General features: G+C 40.8%; 27 protein-coding genes and 1 pseudogene. 1 reads left to right on the top strand and 27 read right to left on the bottom strand.

The features are described from left to right. Positions 1-17 precede the first annotated feature (17 nt). The 13 genes from IGI79_RS02565 to pfkB all read right to left on the bottom strand — a co-directional run bounded on the left by IGI79_RS02565 (position 18) and on the right by pfkB (position 11918). The gene (locus tag IGI79_RS02565; RefSeq protein WP_019723651.1) at positions 18-302 is read right to left on the bottom strand and encodes a hypothetical protein; all 285 of its coding nucleotides are present in this window, start codon (positions 300-302) and stop codon (positions 18-20) included. A gap of 281 nt (positions 303-583) precedes the next feature. After that, a complete protein-coding gene (locus IGI79_RS02560; RefSeq protein WP_438845682.1) occupies positions 584-2014 on the bottom strand; it encodes a glycoside hydrolase family 1 protein in 1431 nt (476 codons plus the stop codon). 176 nt (positions 2015-2190) lie between these two features. Beyond that, positions 2191-2592, bottom strand: a complete 402-nt coding sequence (locus IGI79_RS02555) for a PTS sugar transporter subunit IIA (protein WP_438845681.1) — start codon at positions 2590-2592, stop codon at positions 2191-2193. Positions 2593-2605: 13 nt separating this feature from the next. Continuing rightward, the gene (locus IGI79_RS02550) at positions 2606-3415 is read right to left on the bottom strand and encodes a PTS system mannose/fructose/sorbose family transporter subunit IID (RefSeq protein ID WP_019723647.1); all 810 of its coding nucleotides are present in this window, start codon (positions 3413-3415) and stop codon (positions 2606-2608) included. Continuing rightward, positions 3402-4292, bottom strand: a complete 891-nt coding sequence (locus tag IGI79_RS02545; RefSeq protein ID WP_104775560.1) for a PTS mannose/fructose/sorbose/N-acetylgalactosamine transporter subunit IIC — start codon at positions 4290-4292, stop codon at positions 3402-3404. Before IGI79_RS02545 ends, IGI79_RS02550 begins: the two co-directional genes overlap by 14 nt. Positions 4293-4305: 13 nt before the next feature. After that, on the bottom strand, positions 4306-4785 hold the full coding sequence (locus IGI79_RS02540; protein ID WP_019724290.1) for a PTS system mannose/fructose/N-acetylgalactosamine-transporter subunit IIB: 480 nt from the start codon (positions 4783-4785) through the stop codon (positions 4306-4308). A gap of 57 nt (positions 4786-4842) precedes the next feature. Continuing rightward, positions 4843-5820: a tagatose-bisphosphate aldolase gene (gene lacD / locus IGI79_RS02535; RefSeq protein WP_104775580.1), complete on the bottom strand. Its 978-nt coding sequence runs from the start codon at positions 5818-5820 to the stop codon at positions 4843-4845. Between the two features lie 20 nt (positions 5821-5840). Next, positions 5841-7019, bottom strand: a complete 1179-nt coding sequence (locus tag IGI79_RS02530; RefSeq protein ID WP_066025205.1) for an SIS domain-containing protein — start codon at positions 7017-7019, stop codon at positions 5841-5843. 1 nt (position 7020) lies between these two features. Beyond that, positions 7021-7764, bottom strand: a complete 744-nt coding sequence (locus IGI79_RS02525; RefSeq protein WP_023519107.1) for a GntR family transcriptional regulator — start codon at positions 7762-7764, stop codon at positions 7021-7023. Positions 7765-8139: 375 nt separating this feature from the next. Next, positions 8140-9123, bottom strand: a complete 984-nt coding sequence (lacD, locus tag IGI79_RS02520) for a tagatose-bisphosphate aldolase (RefSeq protein WP_104775558.1) — start codon at positions 9121-9123, stop codon at positions 8140-8142. After that, the gene (locus IGI79_RS02515; protein ID WP_019723852.1) at positions 9120-9575 is read right to left on the bottom strand and encodes a fructose PTS transporter subunit IIA; all 456 of its coding nucleotides are present in this window, start codon (positions 9573-9575) and stop codon (positions 9120-9122) included. The genes lacD (IGI79_RS02520) and IGI79_RS02515 overlap by 4 nt, the downstream gene beginning before the upstream one ends. Before the next feature lie 19 nt (positions 9576-9594). After that, positions 9595-10986: a PTS fructose transporter subunit IIC gene (locus tag IGI79_RS02510; RefSeq protein WP_438845680.1), complete on the bottom strand. Its 1392-nt coding sequence runs from the start codon at positions 10984-10986 to the stop codon at positions 9595-9597. Beyond that, positions 10986-11918 (bottom strand): 1-phosphofructokinase, encoded by a 933-nt coding sequence (pfkB, locus tag IGI79_RS02505; protein WP_019723854.1) that lies wholly within the window; start codon positions 11916-11918, stop codon positions 10986-10988. The genes IGI79_RS02510 and pfkB overlap by 1 nt, the downstream gene beginning before the upstream one ends. A gap of 155 nt (positions 11919-12073) precedes the next feature. Here pfkB and IGI79_RS02500 point away from each other — a divergent pair, with 155 nt between their 5' ends. Then, positions 12074-12826, top strand: a complete 753-nt coding sequence (locus tag IGI79_RS02500) for a MurR/RpiR family transcriptional regulator (protein WP_104775557.1) — start codon at positions 12074-12076, stop codon at positions 12824-12826. Positions 12827-12955: 129 nt separating this feature from the next. Here IGI79_RS02500 and IGI79_RS02495 read toward each other — a convergent pair whose 3' ends face one another. The 14 genes and pseudogenes from IGI79_RS02495 to IGI79_RS02430 form a co-directional block, all read right to left on the bottom strand. After that, positions 12956-13222 carry a hypothetical protein gene (locus IGI79_RS02495; protein WP_019723856.1) on the bottom strand — a complete coding sequence of 89 codons (267 nt, stop codon included), beginning with the start codon at positions 13220-13222 and terminating at the stop codon, positions 12956-12958. A 383-nt stretch (positions 13223-13605) separates the two neighbouring features. Continuing rightward, positions 13606-13887: a hypothetical protein gene (locus tag IGI79_RS02490; RefSeq protein ID WP_010736319.1), complete on the bottom strand. Its 282-nt coding sequence runs from the start codon at positions 13885-13887 to the stop codon at positions 13606-13608. A 289-nt stretch (positions 13888-14176) separates the two neighbouring features. Then, positions 14177-15556, bottom strand: coding sequence for an FAD-dependent oxidoreductase (locus IGI79_RS02485; RefSeq protein WP_104775556.1), 1380 nt, complete (start codon positions 15554-15556; stop codon positions 14177-14179). Between the two features lie 120 nt (positions 15557-15676). Beyond that, positions 15677-16849: a pyridoxal phosphate-dependent aminotransferase gene (locus IGI79_RS02480; RefSeq protein ID WP_104775555.1), complete on the bottom strand. Its 1173-nt coding sequence runs from the start codon at positions 16847-16849 to the stop codon at positions 15677-15679. A gap of 35 nt (positions 16850-16884) precedes the next feature. Next, positions 16885-17979, bottom strand: a complete 1095-nt coding sequence (locus tag IGI79_RS02475; RefSeq protein WP_023519101.1) for an amidohydrolase — start codon at positions 17977-17979, stop codon at positions 16885-16887. After that, positions 17939-19288 carry an aspartate kinase gene (locus tag IGI79_RS02470; protein ID WP_023519100.1) on the bottom strand — a complete coding sequence of 450 codons (1350 nt, stop codon included), beginning with the start codon at positions 19286-19288 and terminating at the stop codon, positions 17939-17941. The genes IGI79_RS02475 and IGI79_RS02470 overlap by 41 nt, the downstream gene beginning before the upstream one ends. Continuing rightward, on the bottom strand, positions 19285-20280 hold the full coding sequence (locus IGI79_RS02465) for an aspartate-semialdehyde dehydrogenase (RefSeq protein ID WP_023519099.1): 996 nt from the start codon (positions 20278-20280) through the stop codon (positions 19285-19287). Before IGI79_RS02465 ends, IGI79_RS02470 begins: the two co-directional genes overlap by 4 nt. A gap of 20 nt (positions 20281-20300) precedes the next feature. After that, complete coding sequence (gene dapD, locus IGI79_RS02460) at positions 20301-20996, bottom strand: 2,3,4,5-tetrahydropyridine-2,6-dicarboxylate N-acetyltransferase (RefSeq protein ID WP_019723553.1); 696 nt, start codon at positions 20994-20996, stop codon at positions 20301-20303. A 1-nt stretch (position 20997) separates the two neighbouring features. Then, complete coding sequence (dapB, locus tag IGI79_RS02455) at positions 20998-21717, bottom strand: 4-hydroxy-tetrahydrodipicolinate reductase (RefSeq protein ID WP_019723554.1); 720 nt, start codon at positions 21715-21717, stop codon at positions 20998-21000. Further along, complete coding sequence (dapA, locus tag IGI79_RS02450) at positions 21714-22595, bottom strand: 4-hydroxy-tetrahydrodipicolinate synthase (RefSeq protein WP_019723555.1); 882 nt, start codon at positions 22593-22595, stop codon at positions 21714-21716. The genes dapB and dapA overlap by 4 nt, the downstream gene beginning before the upstream one ends. Next, positions 22592-23398, bottom strand: a complete 807-nt coding sequence (dapF, locus tag IGI79_RS02445) for a diaminopimelate epimerase (protein ID WP_019723556.1) — start codon at positions 23396-23398, stop codon at positions 22592-22594. Before dapF ends, dapA begins: the two co-directional genes overlap by 4 nt. Further along, positions 23385-24641, bottom strand: coding sequence for a diaminopimelate decarboxylase (gene lysA / locus IGI79_RS02440; protein ID WP_019723557.1), 1257 nt, complete (start codon positions 24639-24641; stop codon positions 23385-23387). Before lysA ends, dapF begins: the two co-directional genes overlap by 14 nt. Positions 24642-24915: 274 nt before the next feature. Beyond that, positions 24916-25557, bottom strand: a complete 642-nt coding sequence (trhA, locus tag IGI79_RS02435) for a PAQR family membrane homeostasis protein TrhA (protein ID WP_010736330.1) — start codon at positions 25555-25557, stop codon at positions 24916-24918. 91 nt (positions 25558-25648) lie between these two features. After that, a pseudogene (locus IGI79_RS02430) lies at positions 25649-26493 on the bottom strand (class C sortase). Positions 26494-26532: the final 39 nt, after the last annotated feature.

Raw genomic sequence — 26532 nt, 5'->3', positions numbered from 1 at the left:
TCGATTTGTTCGAAGCTTTACAGGAAATAACATGCGAAACCAACCAAAAATATTAAAACAATCAAAGCAATCATTGGTTCGACCCATGTTTTTTTCGAAGAAAGAAAGACATTTTTCTTATTTTTTACAAATCCCCAACCAAACTCTCTAGGGAGTTGTACTTCTAATATCATCCCACCTGATAAAGGAAAGAGTGCCACTTTATATCTGGATTTTGCAAACAAAAACAATGACATAAAATAAAGACCGAACTGGATGATTTTGATCAATCGAATGATTTGGATATTTTTGATTTTTCTCACTATTTCTCTCCTTCTATCCTAGCGGTTATCGTCTAACAATAACACCCTTTCTCTTTTTCTTAGGATATTTTTTAATTATTTGGTTAAAAGAACGTCCTATTCTGTTACCTCTACTCCCCAACCTCCACTATCTGCCAGAAGCAACTTTTTTTACTATAACATGAGTTGACTTCGTCTAGATCAAACCGATCATAATCGTTGGTTTTGGACTCATAACCTACAAAATCTCTCACTAAATAGCCCACATCCAGTCGATTGGAGGTGGGCTATTTTCTACCGAATTATTTCATTTCTACGCTTTCACCATTTGTCGCAATCACTTTTTGATACCAGTAAAATGATTTTTTAGGCGAGCGAGCCAGCGCTCCGTTGCCCTCGTCATCTCGATCGACATAGATAAAGCCGTATCGTTTACTCATTTCACCAGTTCCTGCACTGATCAAATCAATACAGCCCCAAGAAGTATAACCAATCAAGTCCACGCCATCATCGATTGCTTTCCCCATTTCTTGGATATGTTGAGCGAGATAATCGATCCGGTAGTCATCGTGGATCGAGCCATCTGGTTCAATTTTATCGACAGCCCCGAGTCCATTTTCTACGACCATCACTGGGATTTCATAGCGAGAATAGATTTGATTCAAGGTATATCGCAGCCCGACCGCATCAACTTGCCAGCCCCATTCGCTTGTTTCAAGATACTCATTAGCCACCCCGCCAAATAAATTGCCGCCACTTTTATCTGACCGAGTATTTAAATCATCTGCAATACACGTACTCATGTAATAACTGAACGTATAATAATCGACAACGCCTTCCTTCAAGAGTGCCAAATCCTCTTCTGTGATGTCCACTTCGATTTTTTCTTTTTCAAAGTAGCGTTTCATGTAATAAGGATAGGCTCCTTTGACTTGGACATCGCCACAGAAATAATTTAACCGGTCATTCATTTGTTGCGTCTTCAATACATCTAATGGATGACATGTTTTAGGATACATCGTGATATACGCCAACATACAGCCGATCTGAAAATCAGGATTGATTTTATGTCCAGCAATCACCGTTCGAGCAGAAGCAAGAAAGACATTGTGTAAGGCTTGATATTTTTCTGTTTCCGTATAAGTTCGATTAAATAATCCATTGATTTGTTTGCCATGTTCTAAGACACCAAAATTGATTTCATTGAAGGTCAACCAGTATTTCACTTTGCTTTTGTAGCGTTCAAAAAGTGTCGTTGCGTAACGTTCGTAATACTCGATCGTTCGTTTGTCTAAAAATCCGTCATACGTTTTTCCCAAATGAAACGGTAACTCAAAATGTGAGATCGTCACGATCGGTTCGATCCCATATTTATGTAGCTCATCAAACACTGCATCATAAAATTTCAAGCCTTCTTCATTTGGCTGCTCTTCGTCACCATTAGGAAAAATCCGTGTCCACGCAATCGATAAACGATAGGCTTTAAAGCCCATTTCCGCAAATAATGCGATATCTTCTTTGTAGCGATGATAAAAATCAATCGCTGTATGGCTCGGATAGTAATGATTGGTTTCATCGATCACCAAATCAAAGGTACGTCGTTTCCCCATCTCACGATTGCCTGCACGATTGTGATCGCTGATCGAATCTCCTTTGCCATTGACAGCCCATGCTCCTTCACATTGATTTGCCGCTGTTGCGCCACCCCATAAAAAATTCTTCGGAAAACTCATCAGTCATTGCCCCTTTTCAGTTTGATATGATAGCCTTACTGTTATTTTATTATTGAGTATAAAAAAAGACCCAATCAACCACCCAAAAAGGCCGTTGATCAGGTCTAGCTTAACTGAATAATCACTATCCTATCTAAAAAGATACTATTTTTTGTAAACGTTGTCAAACATTGATTTTATTCGTCTTCCTCAGCCAATACAGCAATCACTTGATTCACATCCAGAATATTCTCTGCACCAGAACGAACATATTCAGGCGGTGTTCCGACCATTTGACTATTGATAAACTCGATGACCATTGGCATATTCATGCCTGCATATAATTCGATTGCTTCGCCTTCCATGATCAATTGGACAATACTATTGGCTGGCGTCCCGCCCATCAAATCACAAAAGACAACATAGTCTTCCAATGAAGAAACCACCGCAAGAAATTTTTCTTTGAAATCCTCTGTTCCTTCTTCTGGCAATAAAGGTACTGTATGAATATGAGCTTGCGGTCCCATGATCATTTCGGTACTTGCCTTTAATCCTTCACAAAGTTGTCCGTGACTGACAAGAACTAACTGTTTGCTCATTTTCAACACTCTCCTATTTTGAGATCACACCTAAAGCGGATAAAACGACACAGATGATCAAGACGATAAAAATCGCTCTTGTGGATGTCATATTCTTTTTGCCTAATAACCAATAGACACCGCCAACGATCGCGGCTGGTAATAATTTAGGTAGAATCATGTCAATATTATTTTGCATGTTCATCGTCACATCACCAATGCTCGGCGCCCAGGAAACTTTCACATTCACCATTGTAGCAACTAATGCACCGACCATAAACACCCCTAACAAGGTTGCGGCATCTGTGAGGGCTGTTAATCGTGATTGCATCGTGGTCACTAAAGAAATCCCTTCTTTGTAAGCAAATTGCAATTGTTTCCATCGAAAGACCATGACTGCGATTTGGGCAACGATCCAGATAAAAATACCCGCGGGGTTCCCATTGATCGCCATATTGGCTGCTAGTGCCCCAAAAATGGTCGGAATCAATGCGGCGAAAATGGAATCGCCAATCGCGGCGAAAGGTCCCATCAATCCAGCCTTCATCCCAGAAACAGTTTCTTTTGAGGCAATACCTTCTTTTTCTTCGATCGCTAAATCGATTCCAGTAATGATCGTATTGAAAAAGTTTGAGGTATTGAAAAACTGTGTATGAGTCTTCATGATTTCTTTTAATTCTGGCGTATCATCCCCATAGATTTTTCGGAGTTGTGGCAAAATCGTATAGAGATAACCTGAACCTTGCATCCGCTCATAATTCCAGCCTAATTGAAAGGTCAACAAGCTCCTGCGGTTGATTTGTGTAAAGTCTTCTTTCGTTAACTTATAATTAGATTTCGTCATCTTCGATTTCTCCTTCCTCAGAGGTTGTATGAGAACTAGCGACTTGCTGGTTCTCCGTTCGTTGATTGTTTTTATAGCTGATCGCTGCTAAAGAGAAACCGATCATTGCTACTGCCAACATCGGTAGTGAATTGAAGGCTGCCGGTAAATCTTTGACGACACTTGCGACACTCGTGCCAAGCAACTGGACATTTGAGAACAACGTTGCTAATAAGGCAGTGATCGTAAAACCTAAAATCAGATAAGGAAAATGTTTCTTGACTGGTAAATAGCGTAGTAAAATAGCAAAACCAACTGCTGGTAAAACGGCTCCTGCGACAGATAAGCCATCTCCTAACCATTTCAAATCGCCATTTAGCACAGCAACGACGTTTTCAACGAGTCCGCCACCAAATGCTAAGGCTAAAAAGACGGGGATCAAACGTGACAAGGACCAAGGAAGAGCACCTAATAAATAATTGCGTTCAATTGCTTTATAATTCATTGTTTCGACATGTTGGTCGATACGATGAGCGAAGTACGTATTCGCAAATCGAGCTAAAATATCCAATTGGATCATTAAACTAGCGACAGGAACTGCAATAGCCGCAATTGCCTGTTCTGGATTCATCCCTAATGAGATAGAAAAAGCAGTTGCTAGTATCGTTCCGGAGTTTGCATCGATCCTTGAAGCACCGCCAAATGTCCCAACACCTAGAACGGTCAATTGCATACTACCACCGATGATCAATCCAGCTTGTAAATCCCCCATGACTAATCCGGTGAACAAACCGGCAAAAACGGGGGCACTCATTGAGGAATAAATTTGTAGTTCATCTAAAATCTGATAACCTGCATATAAAGATAATAATAAGATTTGCCACCATTGAATGGACATCTACTTAACCCCCTTATTTATTCAAAAGACTCATAAAATCTTCTGACTTATCACTTGGTACCATTTGTGCGGTCAAATGGACCCCACGCGCATGTAACTGTTTGAAATCCTCAATATCCTTTTCCACCACATTGATCGATTTGGTGATTGATCTGGTTTCATTTGTCTGAGACATATTCCCTACATTGACTTCCTTGATCGGCACGCCTCGTTCAACAAGTTTCAATAATCGATCAGGTTTTTTTGCGACGATCAGTAAGCGTTGGGAGTCATATTTCCCAGCGAGAATATTCTCTGCGGCTTTTTCAATCGGTAAGACACTTAACTTTACTCCTGCTGGTGTGGCTAATTTCAAGCCACTTTTTTCTACTGTATTCATTGCGACCTCATCATCTACAACTAATATCCGAGTAATCGACAACTTCGTTACCCAAAGATTCGCGACTTGTCCATGGATCAAACGTCCATCGATTCTTACACCAATAATTGCCATTGTTCATTCTCCTTTACAAATAAATTGTTCATTCTCAAACTAAAGGTAACGCTTACATTATTCGCCTGTTTTTTGATACCAAGGTGTCGCTGTCTGATTGATTACTTGATTCAAGTTCTCAATATTCTGTCTACCTTGTGTCCGTAACCATTTGACGGCTCCTTCTTTCCCAGCATCTACATAAGCTTTGACGCCATCTTTCCAAGTCGCTCTTCCGCACAAGACACCATTGAAAGTGGAACCTGACTCATGAGCAAAGACTAACGTTTGTTGGAATAGTTCAGAAGATACACCAGCACTCAAGAAAATAAATGGTAAATGCGTCGCCTCGCTTTGCGCCTTGAAAAAGTCAGCTGCTTCTTTTCGACTATAGACGATTTCCTTGTCACCAAAACCTTCGACAAAGTTCATATTGACTGGTACTTCGACTTTCAAAACATCTACTTGGTAACGAGGCTTTGAAAATTCTCTCATCATTTCAACCACTTTATGCGGTTTGACCTTTGCATACTCAGATGAAGCGCTATCATTTATTCCTGCATCATAAGAAAGCAGTTCTAAATAAAACGGTCGATCCTCTCCTGCACATTCACTTCCTAGACGTTCAATAAAGACGTGTTTCAAATGATTGATTTTTGGATCTTCATCAACGTCATAATAAAGTAAAAATTTCACTGCATCTGCTTGTTCTTCTTTTAATCTCAAGGAAGACCAGTCTCCTAATAGATCCGGTAACCGTCCAGGAGTCGATACGTCATATCCCGTTTTTTCATACGCCAAGAGCAAACCAGCGGATTGATCACGTACTTTGGCAGCGGGTAAACCATATTCAGGATCTAATAAAATAGCTGAAGCATAGGGCGTCAACTCACTAGAAACCAACGCTTTGAACTCAATCAATTGTTCATCTGTGGGTGTTTCTCCTAAAGCCGACAGCATTTTCTTCAATGCTCCCCGCTGATCGATTGCTAATGCACTGATGATGCCGTCTTTTGTTGCTAATTGTTCCATCGCTTTTTTCTTATTTGGTGTCATCATTTTTATTGACCTCCTTGTTATTCATGTTGGTACTCATGGATCGTCACACCTTTGACTACTCGATTCACCGTTCCTGTCGGTGAAGGTGTGTCAGGCGTATTACCAACTTTGATCGACATCTGAAGAGCAATGATTTGTGCGGTCAAAATCATCACTACGGATAGATAGGCATCAGGTAATTCTAGCGCGACTGGTTCTAGGAAAAAGTTTGCTCCAGAAAAGTCTCTTTGCGTCGATTGAGCAATGGCTAACACCTTTGCAGCAATCGCATTGCCATTGATTTCTTCCAAAATATCTAAATCATAGTTGCGTGTGTACGCTTGGTTCGTCACAAACCCGATCACTAAAGTTTGCTCATTGACAAAGGATTTTGGTCCATGACGAAAGCCCATCGAAGAATCAAAGATCGTCGCGATTTTTCCAGCAGTCAACTCTAAGATTTTCAACTGTGCTTCCCTTGTGGCACCAGCCAAGCTACCTGAGCCAAGATATGCGACCCGATTGAATGGTACTGCTAACACTTGGATCAGTTCTTGCTCTCTTTTCAGAACATCTTTGCCGATATGACTCAAGGAAGTGACATACTTTTGTTTTGTTTCTTGGCTCGCTTGATCAAACAGCCAAAGGGCACTCAATAACATACAAGTAAAACTACCTGTCATGGCAAAACCAGCATCATTTGCTTTTTTTGGCATCAACAACAAGAAATGTTGCGATTGTTCACGTGCGACTTGTGCTAATTGTCCTTCTTCTGCACACGTAATCGCTAAATGGAACAACGTATCCACGACTTGATCGGCGATTTTGACCGCTGCCAGACTTTCCGGACTATTGCCACTTCTAGCAAACGAAATCAATAACGTGGGTTGATCAGGAAACAAATACTCTCTTGGAGCAGCAACAATATCGGTCGTACCAAAACTATGAAAAGCAAATCGTTTGGTATCTCCATGCTCATTCAAATAAGGAACAAGCGTATCGCCTACATATTGAGAAGAGCCTGCACCGGTAAAGATGACTTGGATTTGTTGCTTGTTTGCCTGTTTTTCAAGTGCATCAAAGAAAAGGGCTAATTCATTTTTCTTCTCTTCTAAGATTTCCACAACCTCTTCCCACAGATCTGGTTGTTGTTTGATTTCTTCTGTAGTGATCCTTGCACCTATTTTTTCTAATTCATCCTTCGACAGTTCAAACATATTATTTTCCTCCTAGATTACTCCGAACATGACGGATCTTATAATGGAATTGGTCTGCTCTTGCGACACTATCTGTGTATTCGATGATCTCGTTTTTGCTATTGAAGGTCGTCCGTTTCAAATGTAAAATTGGTGCCCCATCGCATATATGCAGTAATTCGGCATCATTTGCGTAAACAATGCTGGCATAGAATTCTTCTTCTGCCACTTGGACATGTTGATCAAAATCTTCCAGAAAAACATCATACAAAGGCTTGCTTTCCAAAATCGGCAAATCAAGGCCAAGAAACAGTTTTGCTGGTAAATAAGACCGTTCAACCATCAAAGGGACATCATCCGCTAAACGTAGTCGCTTGATTTTGAAGATTGCTTCTCCTAGATTGAGATTCAATCGTTCAGCCAACTGCTTTGTCGCTGCTTGTTTTTCAAAAGCTAAAATAATCGTTTTCGGTGTACGCCCCAATGCCAACATTTCTTCTGTGAAGCTGTAAGCACCTGCTAAACTCGCTGCTTGATGCGATAAGTCACTGACAAACGTTCCTTTTCCATGTTTTTTATAAATATAGCCAAGTGTTTCTAATTCCTGCAATGCCAATCGAACCGTCGTCCGACTCACACCATAGTACAGACATAACTCCCTCTCAGACAGCAATTTATCGTGAGGGATCATTTCTGCCTCAATTCGTTTCTTTAGTACATCAACTAGTTGATAATATAACGGTTTCCCTTTACGAGAATTTTCCATTTCTTTACCCCTTCCAACTGGTTATAACCACAAGACAATCGTAAAGTAATAATAACTACCTGTCAACATAAAAATTACTTAAAAACCGCTATATAACAACGTTTTCATTAACTATATATAAAAACATTTTAAATACCTCGAAAATACCACTTAAAATAAAAAAACAGCATAAACCTCATAAAAAGCAGCATAAGGCTTAGCCTTAAAAAGCTTGTTTATCCTAGAAAATTTATAAAATAATGAACAAATCCAACGGTTCTTTTTCTTGCATTCCGCTAAATTCCAATGAAAAATAACAAAAAAAAGAAACACTTCATTACCCACGTCTAGGCGCTCAAAGTGTTTCTCTTTTGCTATTTCAAGATGACTAACCAACTAGCGACTAATCTTATTTTGCCAAGAAGAAGCTGTCTTCCTCAATACTCCATTTAATTCCTCAATGTTGTTTCTCCCTTGTTCAGCTAGCCATTTTATTGCCGCCTGTCTTCCTTGATCCACAAAAGGTGCCACACCATCTGCCCATGTAGCTCGCCCACATAAAACGCCATTGAACGAAGAGCCAGCGCTTTTGGCAAAATGCAACGTTTCTTGGAATCCTTCGGCACTGACACCTGCACTCAGAAAAATAAACGGTAAGTCAGTGGCTTGGCTTTGCTCGATAAACAAAGCGGATGCTTCTTGCTTGGAATAAATGATTTCTTTTCCAAAACCTTCAACATAAGTCATATTGACAGGTACTTCTACCTTCAAGACATCTACGTTGAACCTCGGCTCTGAGAAAATCTTCATCATTTCAATGACTTTTTTCGGTTTGATCATGGCATATTCTTTGGAGGTCGTATCTGGGATCGTTGCATCATAAGATAGCAATTCTAAAAAGAAAGGAAGATCTTCCGCCAGACATTCTGAACCGATTCTTTCTACATATGCCTGTTTCCGTTCATTGATTTCTTCGCTTTCGTCTACATCATAGTAAAGCAAGAATTTGCAGCCATCTGCTCCAGCTTCCTTTAGTCTTTTGGCTGACCAAAAAGCTAAGGTATCTGGCAAACGTCCAGGCATCGTTGTATCATATCCTGTTTTCTCATAAGCCAACAATAGTCCAGCTGTCTTGGCGCGTTTTTCGGCAGCGGGCAACCCATATTCTGGATCTAAAAGAATCGAAGAAGCAAAAGGTGTCAATTCTTCGGACACGAGTTCTTTGAAATGGATCAAATCATCCACTTTGACCTCCTCTTGATGTCTCGCCATCATTTTTTTCAATGCGCCTCTTTGGTCAATCGCTAAAGCCCCGATGATCCCGTCTGGATTACTCATGTTTACTAATGCTTGGTATTTCCCCTCTGATACTTTCCTCATTTTTTCAACATCCCTTCTAACTTAGAATCAATCAAGCCAACAATTTCTTCTTGAGTGGAAGCAGTGATAAATGCTTGTTTAAAGCCTTCATCCATCAACATTCGTGCCATTTGTGAAAGAAGCGCCAAATGACTGGTTCCTGCTTCTGCAGCTGGAATAAACAACGCAATCACATACTTGATCGGTTGACCGTCTAAACTATCCCAGTTGACTGCATTCGTTAATTTCAAAATAATGATCGTTGGTTCTTCTATACTTTCACTTTTCGCATGAGGGATCGCAAAGCCATCCATCATACCAGTCGTTCCTTCTGCTTCGCGTTGTTTCAAGCCGATTTCGACCGCCTGTTCATTGGTCGCTTTTCCTACCTCAACGATTTTTGTTGAAAGAAACGCAAACACCGCGTCACGAGTATTCGCCGCCACATTGGTATAAACAAATAAATTTTCCATCAAATGAATCCTCTCCCTTTCACACACTCAGTGACTTTCTTTTTTGTACCAAGCCTAGTAGTACTCCCCCTACAATAGAACCAGCAAGAATCGCAAGAACCCACAGTAAGCCATGCGTCACTACTGGTAAAACGAGAAATCCGCCATGGGGTGCTGGTACTTGCACGCGAAAGAAATAGGTCAATACAGCGGCGATCGACGAACCAAGCATCATGATTGGCAAAACACGAAGCGGATCTTTTGCCGCAAAAGGAATAGCACCTTCCGTAATATGTGTTGAGCCTAGAATGAAATTCACTAGACCAGCATTCTTTTCGTTTGGCTCGAAGTATTTCCCAAAAAGCAAGACCGCAAAGCCAGTAATCAACGGCGGAGCAATACAGGCTGCAGAAACTCCCGCCATAAAGCTAGTATTTCCTTGTGCTAACAGGGCAGTTCCAGTAACGTAGGCTGCTTTATTGATCGGCCCACCCATATCGAATGCGCACATACAACCGACGATCACCCCTAATACTAAAGGACTTGAGTTTTCAAACCCTGCTAGAAAATCCATCATTTCTTCATTGATACTAGCCATCGGTCCTGAAATGACTGTCATGATCAATCCAGTAATCAACACCCCTAGTACGGGATATAAGAAAATTGCTTTTAAACCATCTAGTGTTTTAGGCAAAGGTTGTAACGCTTTTATTAATCCCAACACCACATATCCTGCCAAGAAACCTGAGATAATCCCACCTAAAAAACCTGTACCACCATCTGAGGCAATCAATCCGCCGACAAACCCAACAACCAATCCAGGACGTTTTGCAATTCCTTCAGCAATAAACGCGGAAAGGACCGGCACCATCATACTCATCGCAAAACCACCGATTCGATTCAAACTCGCAGCAAATTCATTGTATTGCGCATTGGCAGGATCGGCAGAATAAATTCCCCATAAAAAAGAAATGGCGATCAAGACTCCCCCACTGACCACAAAAGGCAACATGTGGGAAACACCATTCATCAAGTTCTTATAGATGCTGTGACCAACACTCTGTTGTGCATGTTGTTTTTCCTTATCTCCTTCTGCCATTTCGATTTTTTCAGAAATCACTCCTTCACCGTTCAAAGCCGCAGCAATCAATTGATCGGCTTCTTTGATCCCTTTCGAAACAGAAACATCAATGATCCTTTTCCCGGCAAATCTTTCAGGCTGAACATCTTTATCCGCCGCAATAATCACTGCTTCCGCTTCAATGATTTCTTGATCTGTCAAACGATTTTCTATCCCTACTTGCCCATGGGTCTCCACCTTGATCGAAATGCCTTTTTTCTTTGCTGCCTGTTCCAGTGCTTCTTGTGCCATATACGTGTGGGCAATACCTGTGGGACAACCAGTTGCAGCAATTAATCGATACTTAGCCATTATTTGAATTCCTCCTTATGAATGGTGATTTCTTTTTTCAACTCTGCGACATCTGTAAAATCAGTCAATCCTTTTTGAAACGCAGTCGAGCTACCCGCAGCTAAACTGTCCTTGAAACAATCCGCACTATTTTCTTCTTTGATCAATCCTGCCAGAAAAGTGGCTAGGAGTGTATCCCCGGCACAAGCGGTATTAACGACTTTTCCTTGCGGGGCGTTTCCTGTCAAACAATAATTTTCGTTCACATAGATCCCACCCGCTCCACCTAATGACAGCAATACATTTTGTGCACCTGCGGCTAATAGTTTCTTGCAATAGTTTACATATTCCGTTTCTGCTATTTCTTCATCAAACCATTCTGCCAATTCCTGCTCATTCGGTTTCAGTAAAAATGGTTGATACTTTAGACATCGTTTAACGATTTTAGCACTCGTATCTAAGATCAAGCGCACTTGATTCTCATGACAGATTTTACTGATCATTACTAAGATTTCTTCTGGTACCCCTCTTGGCAGACTCCCAGAAACACAAAGATAATCTCCAGCTGACAAATGACTGATTGTCTCAAGCAATTCTTCCATCGCTAACTGGTCGATTTCTGGTCCACGATTGACCAACTTGTATTCACTTGATTCCTCATTCACTTGTGTAAATACGTTGATGCGAGTCATTCCGGGTATAGAAACAAAATGAGCGTCGATCCCTTCCTTCGTCAAGCATTCCTCAATATAAGCCCCAGTAAATCCTCCGCTAAAGCCCAACGCAGTATTTGGTATCCCGAGTTTTTTTAAAATCAATGAAACATTGACACCTTTCCCATTTGCTTGGATATCATCATCGATTGAGCGGTTCACAACATTCGGTTTGAGTCGTTCCACTTCAATAAACAGATCAATCGCCAGATTCATCGTACATGTATATACGTTAGCCACCTGTATCCCTCCTCACGTTATCTACAGTATGACCTGTTTTTGGATGTACATGTTTTCTAAATAAGCGGAATTTTAGGTAAATGTTTACAAAATAAAACTCATCCGAGTAAGGGTTTACATCAGTGGTAGAATAAAAAGAAAAGGGGGAGGACTAAATGGAACCTAAATTAAGCGAGGCAGAATATTTTTTATGGGAATACATGATGAATCACATCCAAGAAATCCCAAATCTCTCGATTATCAAACTAAGCGAACGAGCCAACGTATCCACTACGACTATTGTTCGTACCATGAAGAAAAAAGGGTACGAAGGTTATACTTCTTTTAAGCACCATTTAAAGGAAAAAAAGAATACCACCATCAATTTTGCTACGGTCGATAAAGTAGATGAAGAAATAAAAACCTCCATTCTAAAAAACGAACAGGAAGTCGTGCGTACCATCAATCTATTGGATACAGGGGTAATCGAAGATGCGATTCAAAAAATCTGGAGTTCACAAAGAATCATTATCTTTGCCAGAGGATTTTCAGAAATGATTGGAGAAGAAATACAAACAAAATTCCAACTACTCGATAAGTATTGTGTCCTTCATACCGATCCAAATATCATCAAAACCGTTAGTCGCAAATTGCACAAAAAAGATGTCGTTCTTTTTATTTCCTTAAACGGTGAAACAGAAGAACTCGTAGCAGCAGCGGAGAATTGCTACCGCGAGGAAATCAGTTCGATCCTGATCACCGCATCACGGGAAAGTCGCTTGAACCGATTAGCAGAATTATCTTTGATCGGCTTCAAATCCGAAATCTCTTTTTTCCCTGAATATGAAGTCCGCTCTCGCCTGCCACTTTCTGTGATTGCGCGGATCTTGCTGGATTCGTATGCGATACGGGTGAAGAAGGGGGATTGAGGAACAAGTATAAGAAGCATCAATCACCGAAAATGTGAAGTTTTTTCGGTGATTGGTGCTTCTTTACGAAAGAGTTCATTCAATTTTATTTACGTTTGATTCATGACGTTCATCTACATTCATGTCTTGTCATAATGCCAAAACAAAACAAATAATCGAAACTACAACTGTCAAAACAAATTCAACCTTCACTTCCGTTCCATATGTTTGATTCGGTAGATAGATGGCTTTTCGTTCCGATTGATAAGGAATTTTAGGGCGGTTGGGTTGAGCAGACTCAATAAGTATTGATAATAAAATCAGTGTGAAGTAAATAGTATTTTGCTGGGCCGCAAAATAAATACTTGAAGCTAATAAAATTAAACTAGTCCCTTTGAGTATTCTAGCGTAGGTCATTGTTATCTCTCCATTCTATTCTTCTTTTATTTGTAGATTTTCTGTCCTGTTTTCTAACTATTTTCTATTATTTTTATACCTCCATGAGGTTGTGACAGAAGTGTCTAGCTCCGAGAAATAAGCCGAGAAAAACGAAAATTGTTCTTCAAATTTTTGAATTTCTCGGCTTATTTCTGAAGGAGTTACTTCTGGAACACCGTTTATTAAGTTTAAGGTTAGAAACAAAAATGAATTTTATTTTTGTTCCCAATCACTAGATAGGAGGTGAGAACAATTATTTGACTCACTCGGTTCACCTTCTCTAAAATTCTCATACGATCGATACTTTTATGTATTCATTTTTATTACTAACTAAATAGATGTGGTTCAAATTATTCCTGTTACTAAAAATGATACAATTCTAATTCCAAAATGGAGCAAATCATAAGAACTAAAATCGTGGGAATCAGCGCAAACACCACTTCCGTTCTAGATGTTTGATTCGGTAGATAGATTGAATTTTTTCCCGATTTGTAAGGAGTTTTAGGTTGCTCGGATTGGGTATATTCAATAAATAGTGATAGCATAATCAGTATGGTATAGATCGTATTTTTCATTGCAGCAAAATAGATGCTTAGCGCCAATAAAACCAGTTGGATTATTTTGAATATTCGAATGTAGGTCATCTTTCATCTCTCCATTCTATGTATAAATAGTAACCGATCCCTCTCTACAAATATATATACGTAAAGCACTAAAATATTACTTTAACAAATTAAAATAACTTCCATCTTAATCATATCAAAAAATATCAAAAAAAATTATTACATTCCTAAAAAGCTGTTTTAACAGCATAATCGTCAACATTTCCCTTCAACCCAAACAACTCTTACGAATAAATAAAAAAACGGAACAACAGGCTGAATGTTTCCATCCACCTGTTATTCCGTATTTACTATTACTTAAATTTAGTTTTTACTCCACAAATGGCTCTTCACCTAGTGCTTGTTGTGCCGCTAAGTTTAGTAAGCTCCATTGACGGTCGTGTCCTGGTTGGAAGAAGAAATCTGCTTCTGCCAAGTCTTCGATCGTTAATTTTTGTTGGATTGCTAGTGCTAAGACATTGCCTTGTGCAGTGATGTCCTTCGTTGATAAAACAGCGCCACCTAGCAATTGGTGCGTAAATGGATCATAGGCTAATTGTACAGCTGCTTTTCCGTTCCCAAATTCTTCTGGTACGAATTTTGGACGGATCGTATCTTCATAGAAGGCTGTTTTGATGGCTACGCCAGCGCGATCAGCTGTGAAGCTGTTCAAGCCACTTGCAGCAAAATGATAGTCAAACACACGTAACGCAGATGAGCCGACTAAGCCACCAAATGGTTTGCTTGGTGTTTGTTCAAATAAGTGTTGAACGACATAGCGTGCTTCTCGACGTGCAACTGTTGCTAATGCGATCGGCACTTTTTTGCCTGCTGGGATCGAATAAGCAAGTGTTGCATCTCCTACTGCATAAACATCAGGTAAGTTTGTTTGTAGGTATTCATCTGTGATGATCCAGCCACGTTCATCTAAATCAACGATGCCTTTCAACCATTCGGTATTCGGTTTGACACCGGCAGCTTGGATGATCAAATCTGTTTCGATCGTGCCACTGTCTGTTTCGATGGCTGCGACTTTACCGTCACCTGTGAAGGCTTTGATATTCACGCCAGTTTTGATGTTCATGCCTTTTTCTTTTAAGTGCGCTTCTAAGATATCTGTCATTTCCTTATCTAAGTAAGTACCTAAAGGACGATCGATCATATCTAATAACGTTACTTCTTTCCCTGCATTCAAGAAAACTTCTGCTGCTTCGATCCCGATGTAACCTGAACCGATCACAGCTACTTTTTTCACTGCTGGGTCTGTCATGCGTTCTTTGATTTTCGTTGCCCAATTATAGCCACGCATCAAATATACATTTTCTAAGTCTGTTCCTGGAACAGGTAGTGAGTTTGGTTTGACACCTGAACTCAAGATCAATTTATCGTAAGCATACTCTTCCGTATGTCCATCTTCTTTACGTGTAACTGTTACTGTTTTTTTATCTGCATTGATTGTCTTAACTTCGTGGTTATTTAAAATCCCCACATTTGGTTGTGGAAAGTTTTCCGGTCTGAAATTACGGACATCATTCACACTAGTGACTTGATCCTCTAAATATAATTCCATGCCGCATGACATAAATGAAACATAGTCGCCTGCTTCAAACAAGGTGATATCCACATTTTCTCCGTATCTAGATAGTAATTCTAAAATGGATTGATGCCCTCCATGTGATGCACCGACAATAATTACTTTCGTTTTTTCCATTGACAAAACCCTCCTCATAACAATTGTTTAGAATCATTCTAAACAATTTCACGATATCATTCTAAGAATGATAATGCAAATGAAAAGGCTTGCCTAAAAATTTTATTCGTTATTTTAATATTATTGTTTTAATTGTGCTAAAAATGTGCCGATACGTTTACACGCTTCTTGTAGGTCATCCATCCCACTTGCATAAGAGATTCGGATAAATCCTTCACCTTCCGGTCCAAAAGCTGAGCCAGGGATACAGGCAACCTTACCTTGTTCTGCGAGTGCTAAACAAAAGTCCCACGAATTCATCTGGATGGTTTCTGGTAAGCGACAGAACAAATAAAACGCACCATCAGGTTGAGAGATTTGAAAGCCTAATTCCGTAAGTTGCGGCAATAGATAATCTCGGCGTTCGACGTAGCGGGCCTTCATTTTTTCCCCTTCGTCCATACTCGTTGTCAAGGCTTCGACCGCAGCTTTTTGAGAAATCGTTGTGGCAGAAGTAACTAAATATTGGTGGACCTTGATCAATTCATCGATCACTGGTTTTTGAGCAAAGAGAAACCCAATGCGCCAACCAGTCATGGCATGAGATTTAGAGAGTCCATTCACGACGATCGTTTGTTCAGGCAAGTACGTAGCCATCGAGACATGATCTCCCACGTAGTTCAACTCCGAGTAAACTTCGTCACTGATGACAAAGACTGGGTGCTGGCTTAAAACTTCTGCAAGTTTGCTCATTTGCTCCGCAGATAACAATGTTCCCGTTGGATTACTTGGGTAATTCAAAATCACTGCTTTGATTTCGTCTCCGTATTTGGCAAACGCCTCTTCTAGTTGTTCTGGCTGACAAATAAAGCCAGTGTCTGATGTATCGATCGTGATCAATTCGGCGCCTGCTAGATCAACAATTGGTTGATAGCCGGGATATGCAGGTGCTGGGATCAATACTTTATCCCCTTCTTCTAAGACCGCTAATAAAGCTGTCGCGATCGCTTCTGTGGCACCGATCGTTGTTAGTACTTCCGTTTGCGGATCATAAGAAAGACCGTAACGTTCTTTTTGGAAGAAACAAGCTGCTTCACATAATTCTGGTAAACCTCTCATCCCGGTATAATGAGAATAGTTTTCTTTGATGGCTGTGATCCCTGTTTCTTTGACTGCTTCAGGTGTTGAAAAATCTGGCTCACCTAATGTCAATTTGATGATGCCCGGAATGCTTGAGATTTGCTGATCGAACATACGGATCTGCGAGACTTCGATTTTAGCCAGCCTTGGATTAAAACGATGGTGTAGATTCATAGACTTCTCCCCTTTTGGTTACTATCCTTATTTTTTCAGAAAAGTTCCTCGGTGTAAAGGATTGTTTGGTACCATTCCAATCCTTTTTCTAAAACAGCCATGTCGAAATCAAAGGTGGCATCATGCAGGGCTGGTGTATCACCTACACCTAAGAAGAAAAAGACACAAGGATAGTGTTCCGTATAAACACCAAAATCTTCTGCTTGTAAGACAGGCTCAGCCAACTCATGTAATAACTCTGAGTGGGCAAGTGCTGCATACAACTGTTCATCGTTACGTACAGCAGGATACCCATCGTTATAACGAAATGAGATTTTCGCTGGGGAAGTTTGTTGGAATTCTTTTGCTAGTCGTGCTAGTTGCATCTTTAAGTCCGTTTGGGTCTTACGACTGTATGAACGAATGCTGCCTGAGATCACGACTTCATTGGCTAAGACATTGCGGATCGTCCCACCTGTAATCTGACCAAATTTCAAGAGATGTTCAAGGTTTTCTGGCAGAGATTCATCAAAGTCATAGACTTGTTTCATAAAACGCACAGCTGCTTCTAGACTGTCGATGCCTTGACTGCTTGAGGCGATATGCGCAGATCTGCCTTGGACGATGATATCTGTTTCACTACTTTGCGCCATCAACGCACCTGGTCGTGAAAATACTTTTCCTTCTGGCAAGCCTGGCCATAAATGAAAACCAAAGATTGCCTGTACCTTGTAATGTTCCAACCACCCAGAACGGATCACACTATCTGCCCCGCCAGCAATTTCTTCTGAGGGTTGAAAAATCAAGACGATATTGTGCCGCATCTCTTGACGGTGCGTAGCAATATAATCGGTCAATCCTAAGAGCATTGCCATATGACCATCATGTCCGCAGGCGTGCATGAATCCTGGGTGTGTAGACGCAAAAGGTAACCCTGTGGCTTCAGTGATGGGCAACGCGTCGATATCTGTCCGAAAAGCAATCGTTGTGTCTTGTTGCTGATCAAAATAAACCAACAAGCCTGTCTCATCGATTTCATGGATCACGCCACCACAGTTTTTGATTTGTTCGTAAAGGTATTCTTTCGTTTTAAATTCATGAAAGCCAAGTTCAGGAATTTGATGTAACGCCATTCGGTGTGTTGCCAACATGTCGCCTCACCATCCCTTCATAGATTCCTTTTACCACGGTTTCATATTGTGTATTGGGTACGCCGATGATCAAATTCAACTCTTGCGCACCTTGCGATAAAATCGAGGTCCTGATTTCTAACTCATTCAAAATCGATAATACTTTTCCAGAAAGTCCAATTGGTTCCTTATGTGGGCCACCTACAACAGAAATCAAAGCCAAGTCTTCGATGATCTCGATTTCCTCTACGCCTAATTCCTCACGTAATTCTTTCGTGATCAAAAACAATTTATCCATGATCAATTCCGCCGAAACGACGACACCGATATTATCGATGCCAGAGGGGATATGCTCGATCGAGATGCCATGTTTTGCAAAAATACTCATGGCTTTCCAAATAAAACCGATCTCGTCTGACATATGTCGTTTGAACAAGGTGATTGAAAGAAAGTCTTTTCTTCCTGCAATCCCCGTCAATCCATTTTCTTTTTCGACTTCATGATTTGAGATTTTTGTTCCATGATCATTCGGTCGATTCGTATTTTTGATTTGGATCGGGATATCAGCTTCTTGTACAGGAAAAATCGCGGATTCATGCAAGACATTGGCACCCATATAAGCCATTTCTCGTAATTCACGGAAAGAGATCTCTTCAATGACTTTCGGTGAGTCAATGATTCTTGGGTCTGCCATCATGATGCCTGAAACATCCGTCCAATTTTCATAAAGATCTGCCTGTAAGGCACTTGCTAAAACGGAGCCGGTAATATCACTGCCCCCACGACCAAGTAATTTTTCTTTTCCTGCTGGGTTGGCACCATAAAATCCTGGGACGATCAACTTTTGGTGTTTCTGGTACATCTCGCGTACTGCTTGCTCTGTACGCGGAAAGTCGATGCCTCCTTCATAATCAAAGTAGATCAGCTCACTTGCGTCTGCAAAGGTATACCCTAAATATTCCGCCATCAATTGCGCAGTCAGATACTCCCCACGACTGACTAAATAATCGATCGTCACTTTTTCCTGTTTTAGATGTGTTTCGATCGTGGTTAATTCTTTTTCAATCGGAAAGTCGAGTGACAGAAGATCCCTAACTTGAATAAAACGTTGTGTGATCCGTTCCCATAGTGGCGTCCAATCAACCTTATGTTGAAGATACGCATGGATCAAATAGAGTAAATCGGTCACTTTATCGTCTTCATCGGTTCTTTTTCCTAAAGCGGAAACGACAACGACTTCTCGATTAGGATCAGCTAACACGATCTCACGGACTTTACGGAACTGTTCTTCATGAGACATCGAGCTTCCACCAAATTTTGCGACTTTCATGAAAGGACCTCCTCTTGTAGAAGCGCCAAAGCAATTTGCACCGCGTTAGCCGCAGCGCCTTTGCGAATATTGTCAGCCACGGTGTAAAAGAGTAAGCCATTTTCAACAGAGAGGTCGCGACGAATACGCCCAACGTATACTTGGTCTGTGCCTCTTGCTAATGTACTTGTGGGATATTGGTGTTCTGCTAAGTTATCGACAACCAAAATCCCTGGAAACTGACTGAAGCAAGCACGGATTTGTTCCAATGAAAATTCCTTTTCTAACTCAACAGCAATCGAGACACCATGGCCATTTTCAATCGGTACACGGACACAAGTCGCAGATACAGGCAAATCTGGTTGATGCAAGATTTTTTTCGTTTCATTGATCATTTTTTGTTCTTCTTTGGTATACCCATTTTCCATTGGGCGATCGATTTCTGGAATGACCGTTTGACTGATGTCATGGGGATAAAAAGTTGCTGGTTCACCATTTTTTGTCGCCTGTAGATCAGCGATTCCCTGTTGCCCTGAACCTGAAACAGCTTGATACGTCGTGTAATTGACACGTGTCACACCAAAGGTATTCTGTAGTGCTTTCAGTGGTAACACGGACTGGATCGTCGAACAATTTGGGTTGGCAATCAATGGATCTAACGTATGATCCTCTAGATTTACTTCAGGGACGATCAACGGGATCGTAGGATCTTCTCGCCACGCTGAAGAATTATCGATGACTACTAAGCCGGCTTGACGTGCAATTGGGCCAAATGTTTGAGACACGGATGCTCCAGCTGAAAAAAGCGCCAAATCATACCCAGAAAAAGAAGTCTCAGTCAGTTCTTCGACAACATACTCTTTTCCCTTAAACACAGACAGACTCCCCGCAGAGCGTTTGGATGCTAAAAGCTTGAGTTTTCCTACTGGAAAATCGTACTCCTCTAATACTCTTAACATAGTTTGACCGACTAATCCCGTCGCTCCGACAATACAGGTATCTATTTCGCGCATGTTTTTCATCCTTTCTTTGTCTACAATTCTCTTAGTGCTGCAATCAATGCGGTATTTTCTTTGGTTTGATCATCTTTTATTTTTAATACACGTGCCGGTGTACCACCAACGACCGTCTCAGGGGCAACGTCTTCTAAAACGACTGCACCTGCTGCGACGACTGCATTCTTTCCAACACGAACGCCTTCGACGATCACTGCATTCGCACCAACTAATACACCATCTTCGATCACTACTGGTTGAGCGGAAGCTGGCTCGATGACTCCAGCTAACACAGCTCCAGCACCGATATGACAATTCTTACCGACAGTCGCACGTCCGCCTAGGATTGCTCCCATATCGATCATGCTATGATCCCCGATCTCAGCACCGATGTTGATCACAGCGCCCATCATGATCACTGCTTGATCGCCGATGGTCACTTGATCACGAATGACAGCGCCTGGTTCGATGCGAGCGTTGATGTCTTTGACATCCAGTAAAGGAACTGCACTGTTTCTAGCAGTTTGTTCTAGTTCGATCGCTAAGATTTTTTCCGCTTCTTTTTCTAGTACCGGCGCGATGTCTTTGTAATCTCCAAAAACGATTGGACTATGCACTTCACCAAATACTTTCGCATTCGGAAACTCGACAGGTTCTGATACATTTAAATAAACTTTGACTGGGGTCTTTTTTTCTGCTGTTTGAATAAAACGAATGATTTCTTGTGCATTCAACTTAGGCTCCTCCTCTAGGTTCAAATAAATCTTCTAATTGATATGAACCGGCTGACTGCTCGGCCAACCAGATACTTGCTTGAACTGCCCCTTCTGCAAAAATTCGATTTGAAAAGGCTTCGTGCTTCACTGAAAGAACTTCATCTTTGGTTGCAAAAAGGACTTCATGTTCTCCTGGAAAAGAGCCTGCACGTAGGCTATGGACACCGATTTGTTGGTCTTCTCGTGATTTGTCCGCCCATTGATAGACAGGCGTCAGCTCTCGAACAGATTGTAGTGTTTCTACTAAGCGCTTGGCTGTGCCAGAAGGTGCGTCTTTTTTTTGGCTGTGGTGTTTTTCGATTAATTCGATCTGCCAGCTGGCTAAGTCTTTAGCTGCTTGTTTGATCAAGCGATTCATCACCATGATCCCTAATGAAAAATTAGCACTGTAGAGTACAGGGATCGTTTGAGCTGCTTGGGCGATTTCAGCAAATTGCTCTTCGGTATAGCCTGTTGTGCCAATCACCAGTGGGACTTGGTGAGCTTTGCTGTATCGCAAGATTTTATCCAAACCAGCTGGATGAGAAAAATCGATCATGACTGCTGGTGTCTGATCAAACGATAATTCCTCCGTTGCTTGTAAGGATTCGGTCAAACTCAATGGCTGATGTTGATATTCTTCGGTAACTTCTGCAATTCGCTTACCCATTTTTCCACTTCCGATGATCCCTATATTCATGTGCTTGCCCCTCCGTTTTCTGTTAACAGTGCGATAAGTTGTTGCTTTTTCTCCTCGCCTAATTCAATCAGTGGTAGTCTTAATGGTCCAGCAGGTAAGCCTAAATGATTCATTGCTGCTTTCACTGGAATTGGATTGGTTTCACTGAATAAGGCATTGATCAACGCTAAATGAGTCAATTGTTTTTCTTTTGCTGAAGGACTGTTTCCGTTTAAGTAATCATGAACTACTTCATGGACTACTTTTGGCTGGATATTTGCCCAAACACTGATCACACCGATACCACCAATACTTAGAATAGGTAAAATCAAATCATCATTGCCACTGTATAGTGCAAATGATTCATCAATCAGTTGCGCCACTTCCATTGTATAGGACATATCACCAGAGGCTTCCTTGATGCCGATGATTCGTGGATGCTTCGCTAGTTCTGTTAATACAGGTAACGAAATCGTCATCCCTGTTCGTGACGGTACGTTATATAAGATGATTGGTAGCGAGGAAGCGTCTGCGATCGCTTTAAAATGAGCCAGTAACCCTACATCACTCGTTTTATTATAGTAAGGGGTGATCACTAATAATTGGTCTGCCCCAAGTTCAGCAAAGCGTTGGACTTTCTTGACCGTTTTCGCCGTTGCATTTGATCCTGCACCAGCAATCACTGGGATACGTCCATTGACTTTTTCAACGGTGAATCGTACGATCTCTTCCTCTTCCTCCTCAGATAGTGTGGGTGATTCCCCAGTTGTTCCAAGGACCAGTAAGCCGTCTGTTTGTTCTTTCAGATGAAACGCAATCAGCTGCTCCAAGCCTAGATAATCCACTGCACCTGTTTCCGTCATTGGTGTCACTAACGCGACAATCGAACCTTTGATCATGCCTCTACCTCCAAATTTTTATGCCATTCATATGTGGCTGGTCCCGCCATCGTGATCGTTTTATCGCCAGAAATCAGTAAATCGCCTTGCTCTAAATGAATCGTCGCTTGTAAGCCGGAAAGGTAGCCTTGATCTCTTGCGACGACATACGCTGCACAACAACCTGTACCACAAGCTAGTGTCCAACCGACCCCACGTTCATACGTGCGGACGATCAATTCTTCTTCATTGACAGATTGGACAAAATTGACGTTTGTTTTTTCTTTGAATAAGGGATGATGGCAGAGTTTTTCTCCAGTCTCTTTGGTTAATTCAGCCAACGCATCTTCAACAAAAACAACTGTATGGATCGTCCCCATGAATAAACTAGTCAGCTCTACCTTTCGCTCATCAATCGTCAGCGTTTGTTTGATGATAGGTGTTGATTGCGCTACGCCTACTTTCTCTGGTCGGTAGTCCGGCGAACCCATGTCGACTGTGCAATAAAAAGGCTTTCGTGAATGGATTGTCACATGGATCATCCCAGCAAGCGTTTTGACCGCAAATTGTGGCGCTTCAAGTAATTGTTGATCGCTGACATAATTGGCAAAACAACGGATACCATTGCCACACATCGGCGCACGGCTACCGTCTTTATTGTAGTAGATCATTTCTAAAGGTTCGGTTTTAACAGCAATCAATCCATCCGTATCGTAAGCCGTGGGTGCACATAAGCTTTGAGCCAAATGACTATAGTCGATCGTTTCATCGTAATCTAAGAGAATAAAATCATTGCCACAACCATTATATTTATAAATCTGCATAGACTTCTCCTCTCAATAGATCCGCATAAGTTTGCCGACGCACGACTTCTCTCGACACGCCATCTTTGACAAAAACAACTGCTGGTCGCAGTGCACGATTGTAATTGCTACTCATCGAATATCCGTAGGCGCCTGTGGCATACACTGCCAGAAGATCACCTGGCTCTGCAGGAGGCAACTGTGTTTCTTGGATCACCACGTCTCCTGATTCACACATTTTTCCGGCAACTGTCACTTTTTCTGTTTTTTCAATGTCTAGTTTATTTGCCAAATCACAGGTATATTCAGCTTGATAAAGTGCCGGTCGAATATTATCTGTCATCCCACCATCCACAAAATAATATTTCTTGTGAGGTGTTTCTTTGATATAGCCGACTGTATAAAGTGTTGTTCCGGCTTCACCAACGATACTTCTCCCAGGTTCAATCAATAAGCGATCGATCGTTAAGTTTCTGTCAGCTAGCGTCTGCTCTGTGTGTGTAACCAGATGTTTGACTGATTCTGCAATTGGTAAAGGTGTGTCCGCTTCGGTATAACGGATACCAAAGCCCCCTCCCAGATTTAAAGAAAGCGGTTGTTGAAAATCTTCAAGGTAGGTAACCAGCTGGTCGATCTCAGCCAGCCAAGCAGTCATATCAAAGATTTGTGAGCCGATGTGGGCATGAAAGCCTTCCAATCTAAGAAATTCACTTTGTTGGATACGTGCAATCGCTTGTTGGCAAACATCGCTATCGTAAAGCATGCCGAATTTTGAATCGATATGTGCGGTGACGATGTATTCATGGGTATGTGCTTCGATCCCTACGTTCAATCGCAACATGATCTGTAGCTTTTTCTGATATTCTCGGCTTAACTCTTCCAAGACTTCGACTTCCATCCCATTATCTGCAACAAAATGGCGTATATCATTTTCAATGGCATATCTTAATTCATCAATCGTTTTGTTGTTGCCATGGAAATAAATATCTTCTAAAGGAAATCCAGCTTGTAACGCGGTATAAATCTCCCCACCACTTACGACATCTAGACCTAACCCTTGTTCAGCAATTAGATGGAGTAATTCTACCGTTTGAAAGGCTTTAGACGCATACAAGATCTTTGTTTGAAAAGAATCAGAATCAAAGTTCAGCTTAAACGACTTTATCGTTTCTTCCATCTTTTTTTCATCATACACATATAGGGGTGTTTGATATTCATTTGCTAATTGACTCACTGGAATTTCGCCGATCGTTAATTCTGTCATTCTCTTTTCCCTCTTTTCAAAAAATTATTTTCTCATCAAATTGAAATATCCTTAGATTATAATTTGAATTTTATTTGAATAATATTAAACAAAATTGTTTGAATTGTCTAGTTTAAATCGCTATTTTCAGCAAAAATGTTTAATTTTTCAATTTTATTGTATACAGAAAACAAAAAATAAAAAACCACTATTTATTTTCACATAATTCTCTTAGAAATAGACAAAAAAACTGACCAATAAATTGGTCAGTTTTTTGAATCATATTTTCCTTAAATCAATTACTTACATAGATTGCTAAAAACATCAACGCTGCACCTAACATGACAAATAGATGCCAAATCACATGGGTGAATCGTCTGCTTTTCATGCTATAAAATAGTGATCCCACAGAATAGGCGATTCCTCCGCCAACTAGCAGTAGCAAGCCAGTCAAATCGATATTCTGATAGAGCTTAGGTAGCACAACGATGATTGCCCACCCCATCACATTGTAAATGATCGTTGAAACTTTTGATACCTTGTTTGTCTTTGTTAAAGTCAAACATTTATAGATGATGCCAATCACTGCTGTCGCCCAAATAACACTTAGCAAAACTAGTCCTGTCGTTCCTTGCACGACTAGCAGACAAAATGGCGTGTAGGTTCCAGCAATCAAAAGGTAGATCGAACAATGATCAAATACCTGAAATACTTTTTTTGCTTTCGTAAAAATCAAACTATGAAATAACGTAGAAGAAAAGAATAGCAGAAAAAGAGAACTACCATAAATCGCAAAAGCGACATAATCTAAGGTTGTATGGGCGCGATCCATCAGCAAATTGAAGCAAAGCAGACTTAACAAAGCTGCAATCCCATGGGTCACCGCATTTAATACTTCATTGACGATTTGGTACTTTCGGCTAAATTCTATCTCCATCTTGATCCACTCCATTTCGTTTGTTCAATTTCATTATACATGAAAGATGTTCTGTTTACAAAAACTTTATCATCTAGTTTCCGAAACTATATTATTTTTTAATAACTTTTGTAAAATATTTTATCATCATGATAAGAAATAGCAACAAAAACACACTGATCAAGCCATTTACGAGTAAAAATGCAGTACGCTTCGCCCGTTTCACTTTTTCTAACGATTCTTTTATTTCTTCTGGTTCAACAGCGACCCTGTGTCCGCGTACTAATAAACGGTGACTGTTGACCATATACGGAGTACAAGTAACCAGTGTGACTAAATCTTGATTTTCTTGGATTTGTAGCGCTTCTGTTTCTGTCGGTGCTACGGTTTTAATCTGATCGACTTGATACGCAAGATACTGTCCATTGATTTCAATATAAAAGTGATCTTCTATTTTTAATTGAGGTAAATCTGTAAACAATTTTGCTTGCGGCAAGCCTCGGTGGCTGGAAAGTACCGCATGTGTCGATTTGCCTCCGATCGGGTATGAGGTGCCCTCGAGCAGACAAGCGCCTTTTTCCAATAGTTTCGTCGTTGTTTGATCAAAAATCGGTAAGCTGACATTGATTTTGGGGATCGTCAAAACACCAACGGTATGTGATTCGATATACGATTTCTGAGATTTTTGATCATTTTTTTTTTCTTGGAAAATGGGTCTGCTTCTGGCATCGCTACGTTTGATGCCAGTTGTTCATTTTTTTTGATCATCCGCTTTTGTAATTCAGCAAGTTCTGTCGCATGTTCAGACTTTGCCTTTTTTTGATAATTTTTGATGATCTGCTGGTCGAGATAATTATTCAACGTATCACTGACAAAAGGATACGCCAAGCTGAGGACACCGATAAAAAATACCGAGAACATGATTAGATCTAACAGACGCCATTTTTTTTGTTTCATTTTATTCTCCTCAGCGAGTCACTTGTTCTTCATTTGATA

Origin of the sequence: Enterococcus sp. AZ084 (assembly GCF_051714905.1) — a bacterium.
GTDB classification, from domain to species: Bacteria; Bacillota; Bacilli; order Lactobacillales; family Enterococcaceae; genus Enterococcus_B; species Enterococcus_B pernyi.
The sequence above is the reverse complement of the archived record's forward strand: the minus strand, read 5'-3'. Positions and strand labels throughout refer to the sequence as shown.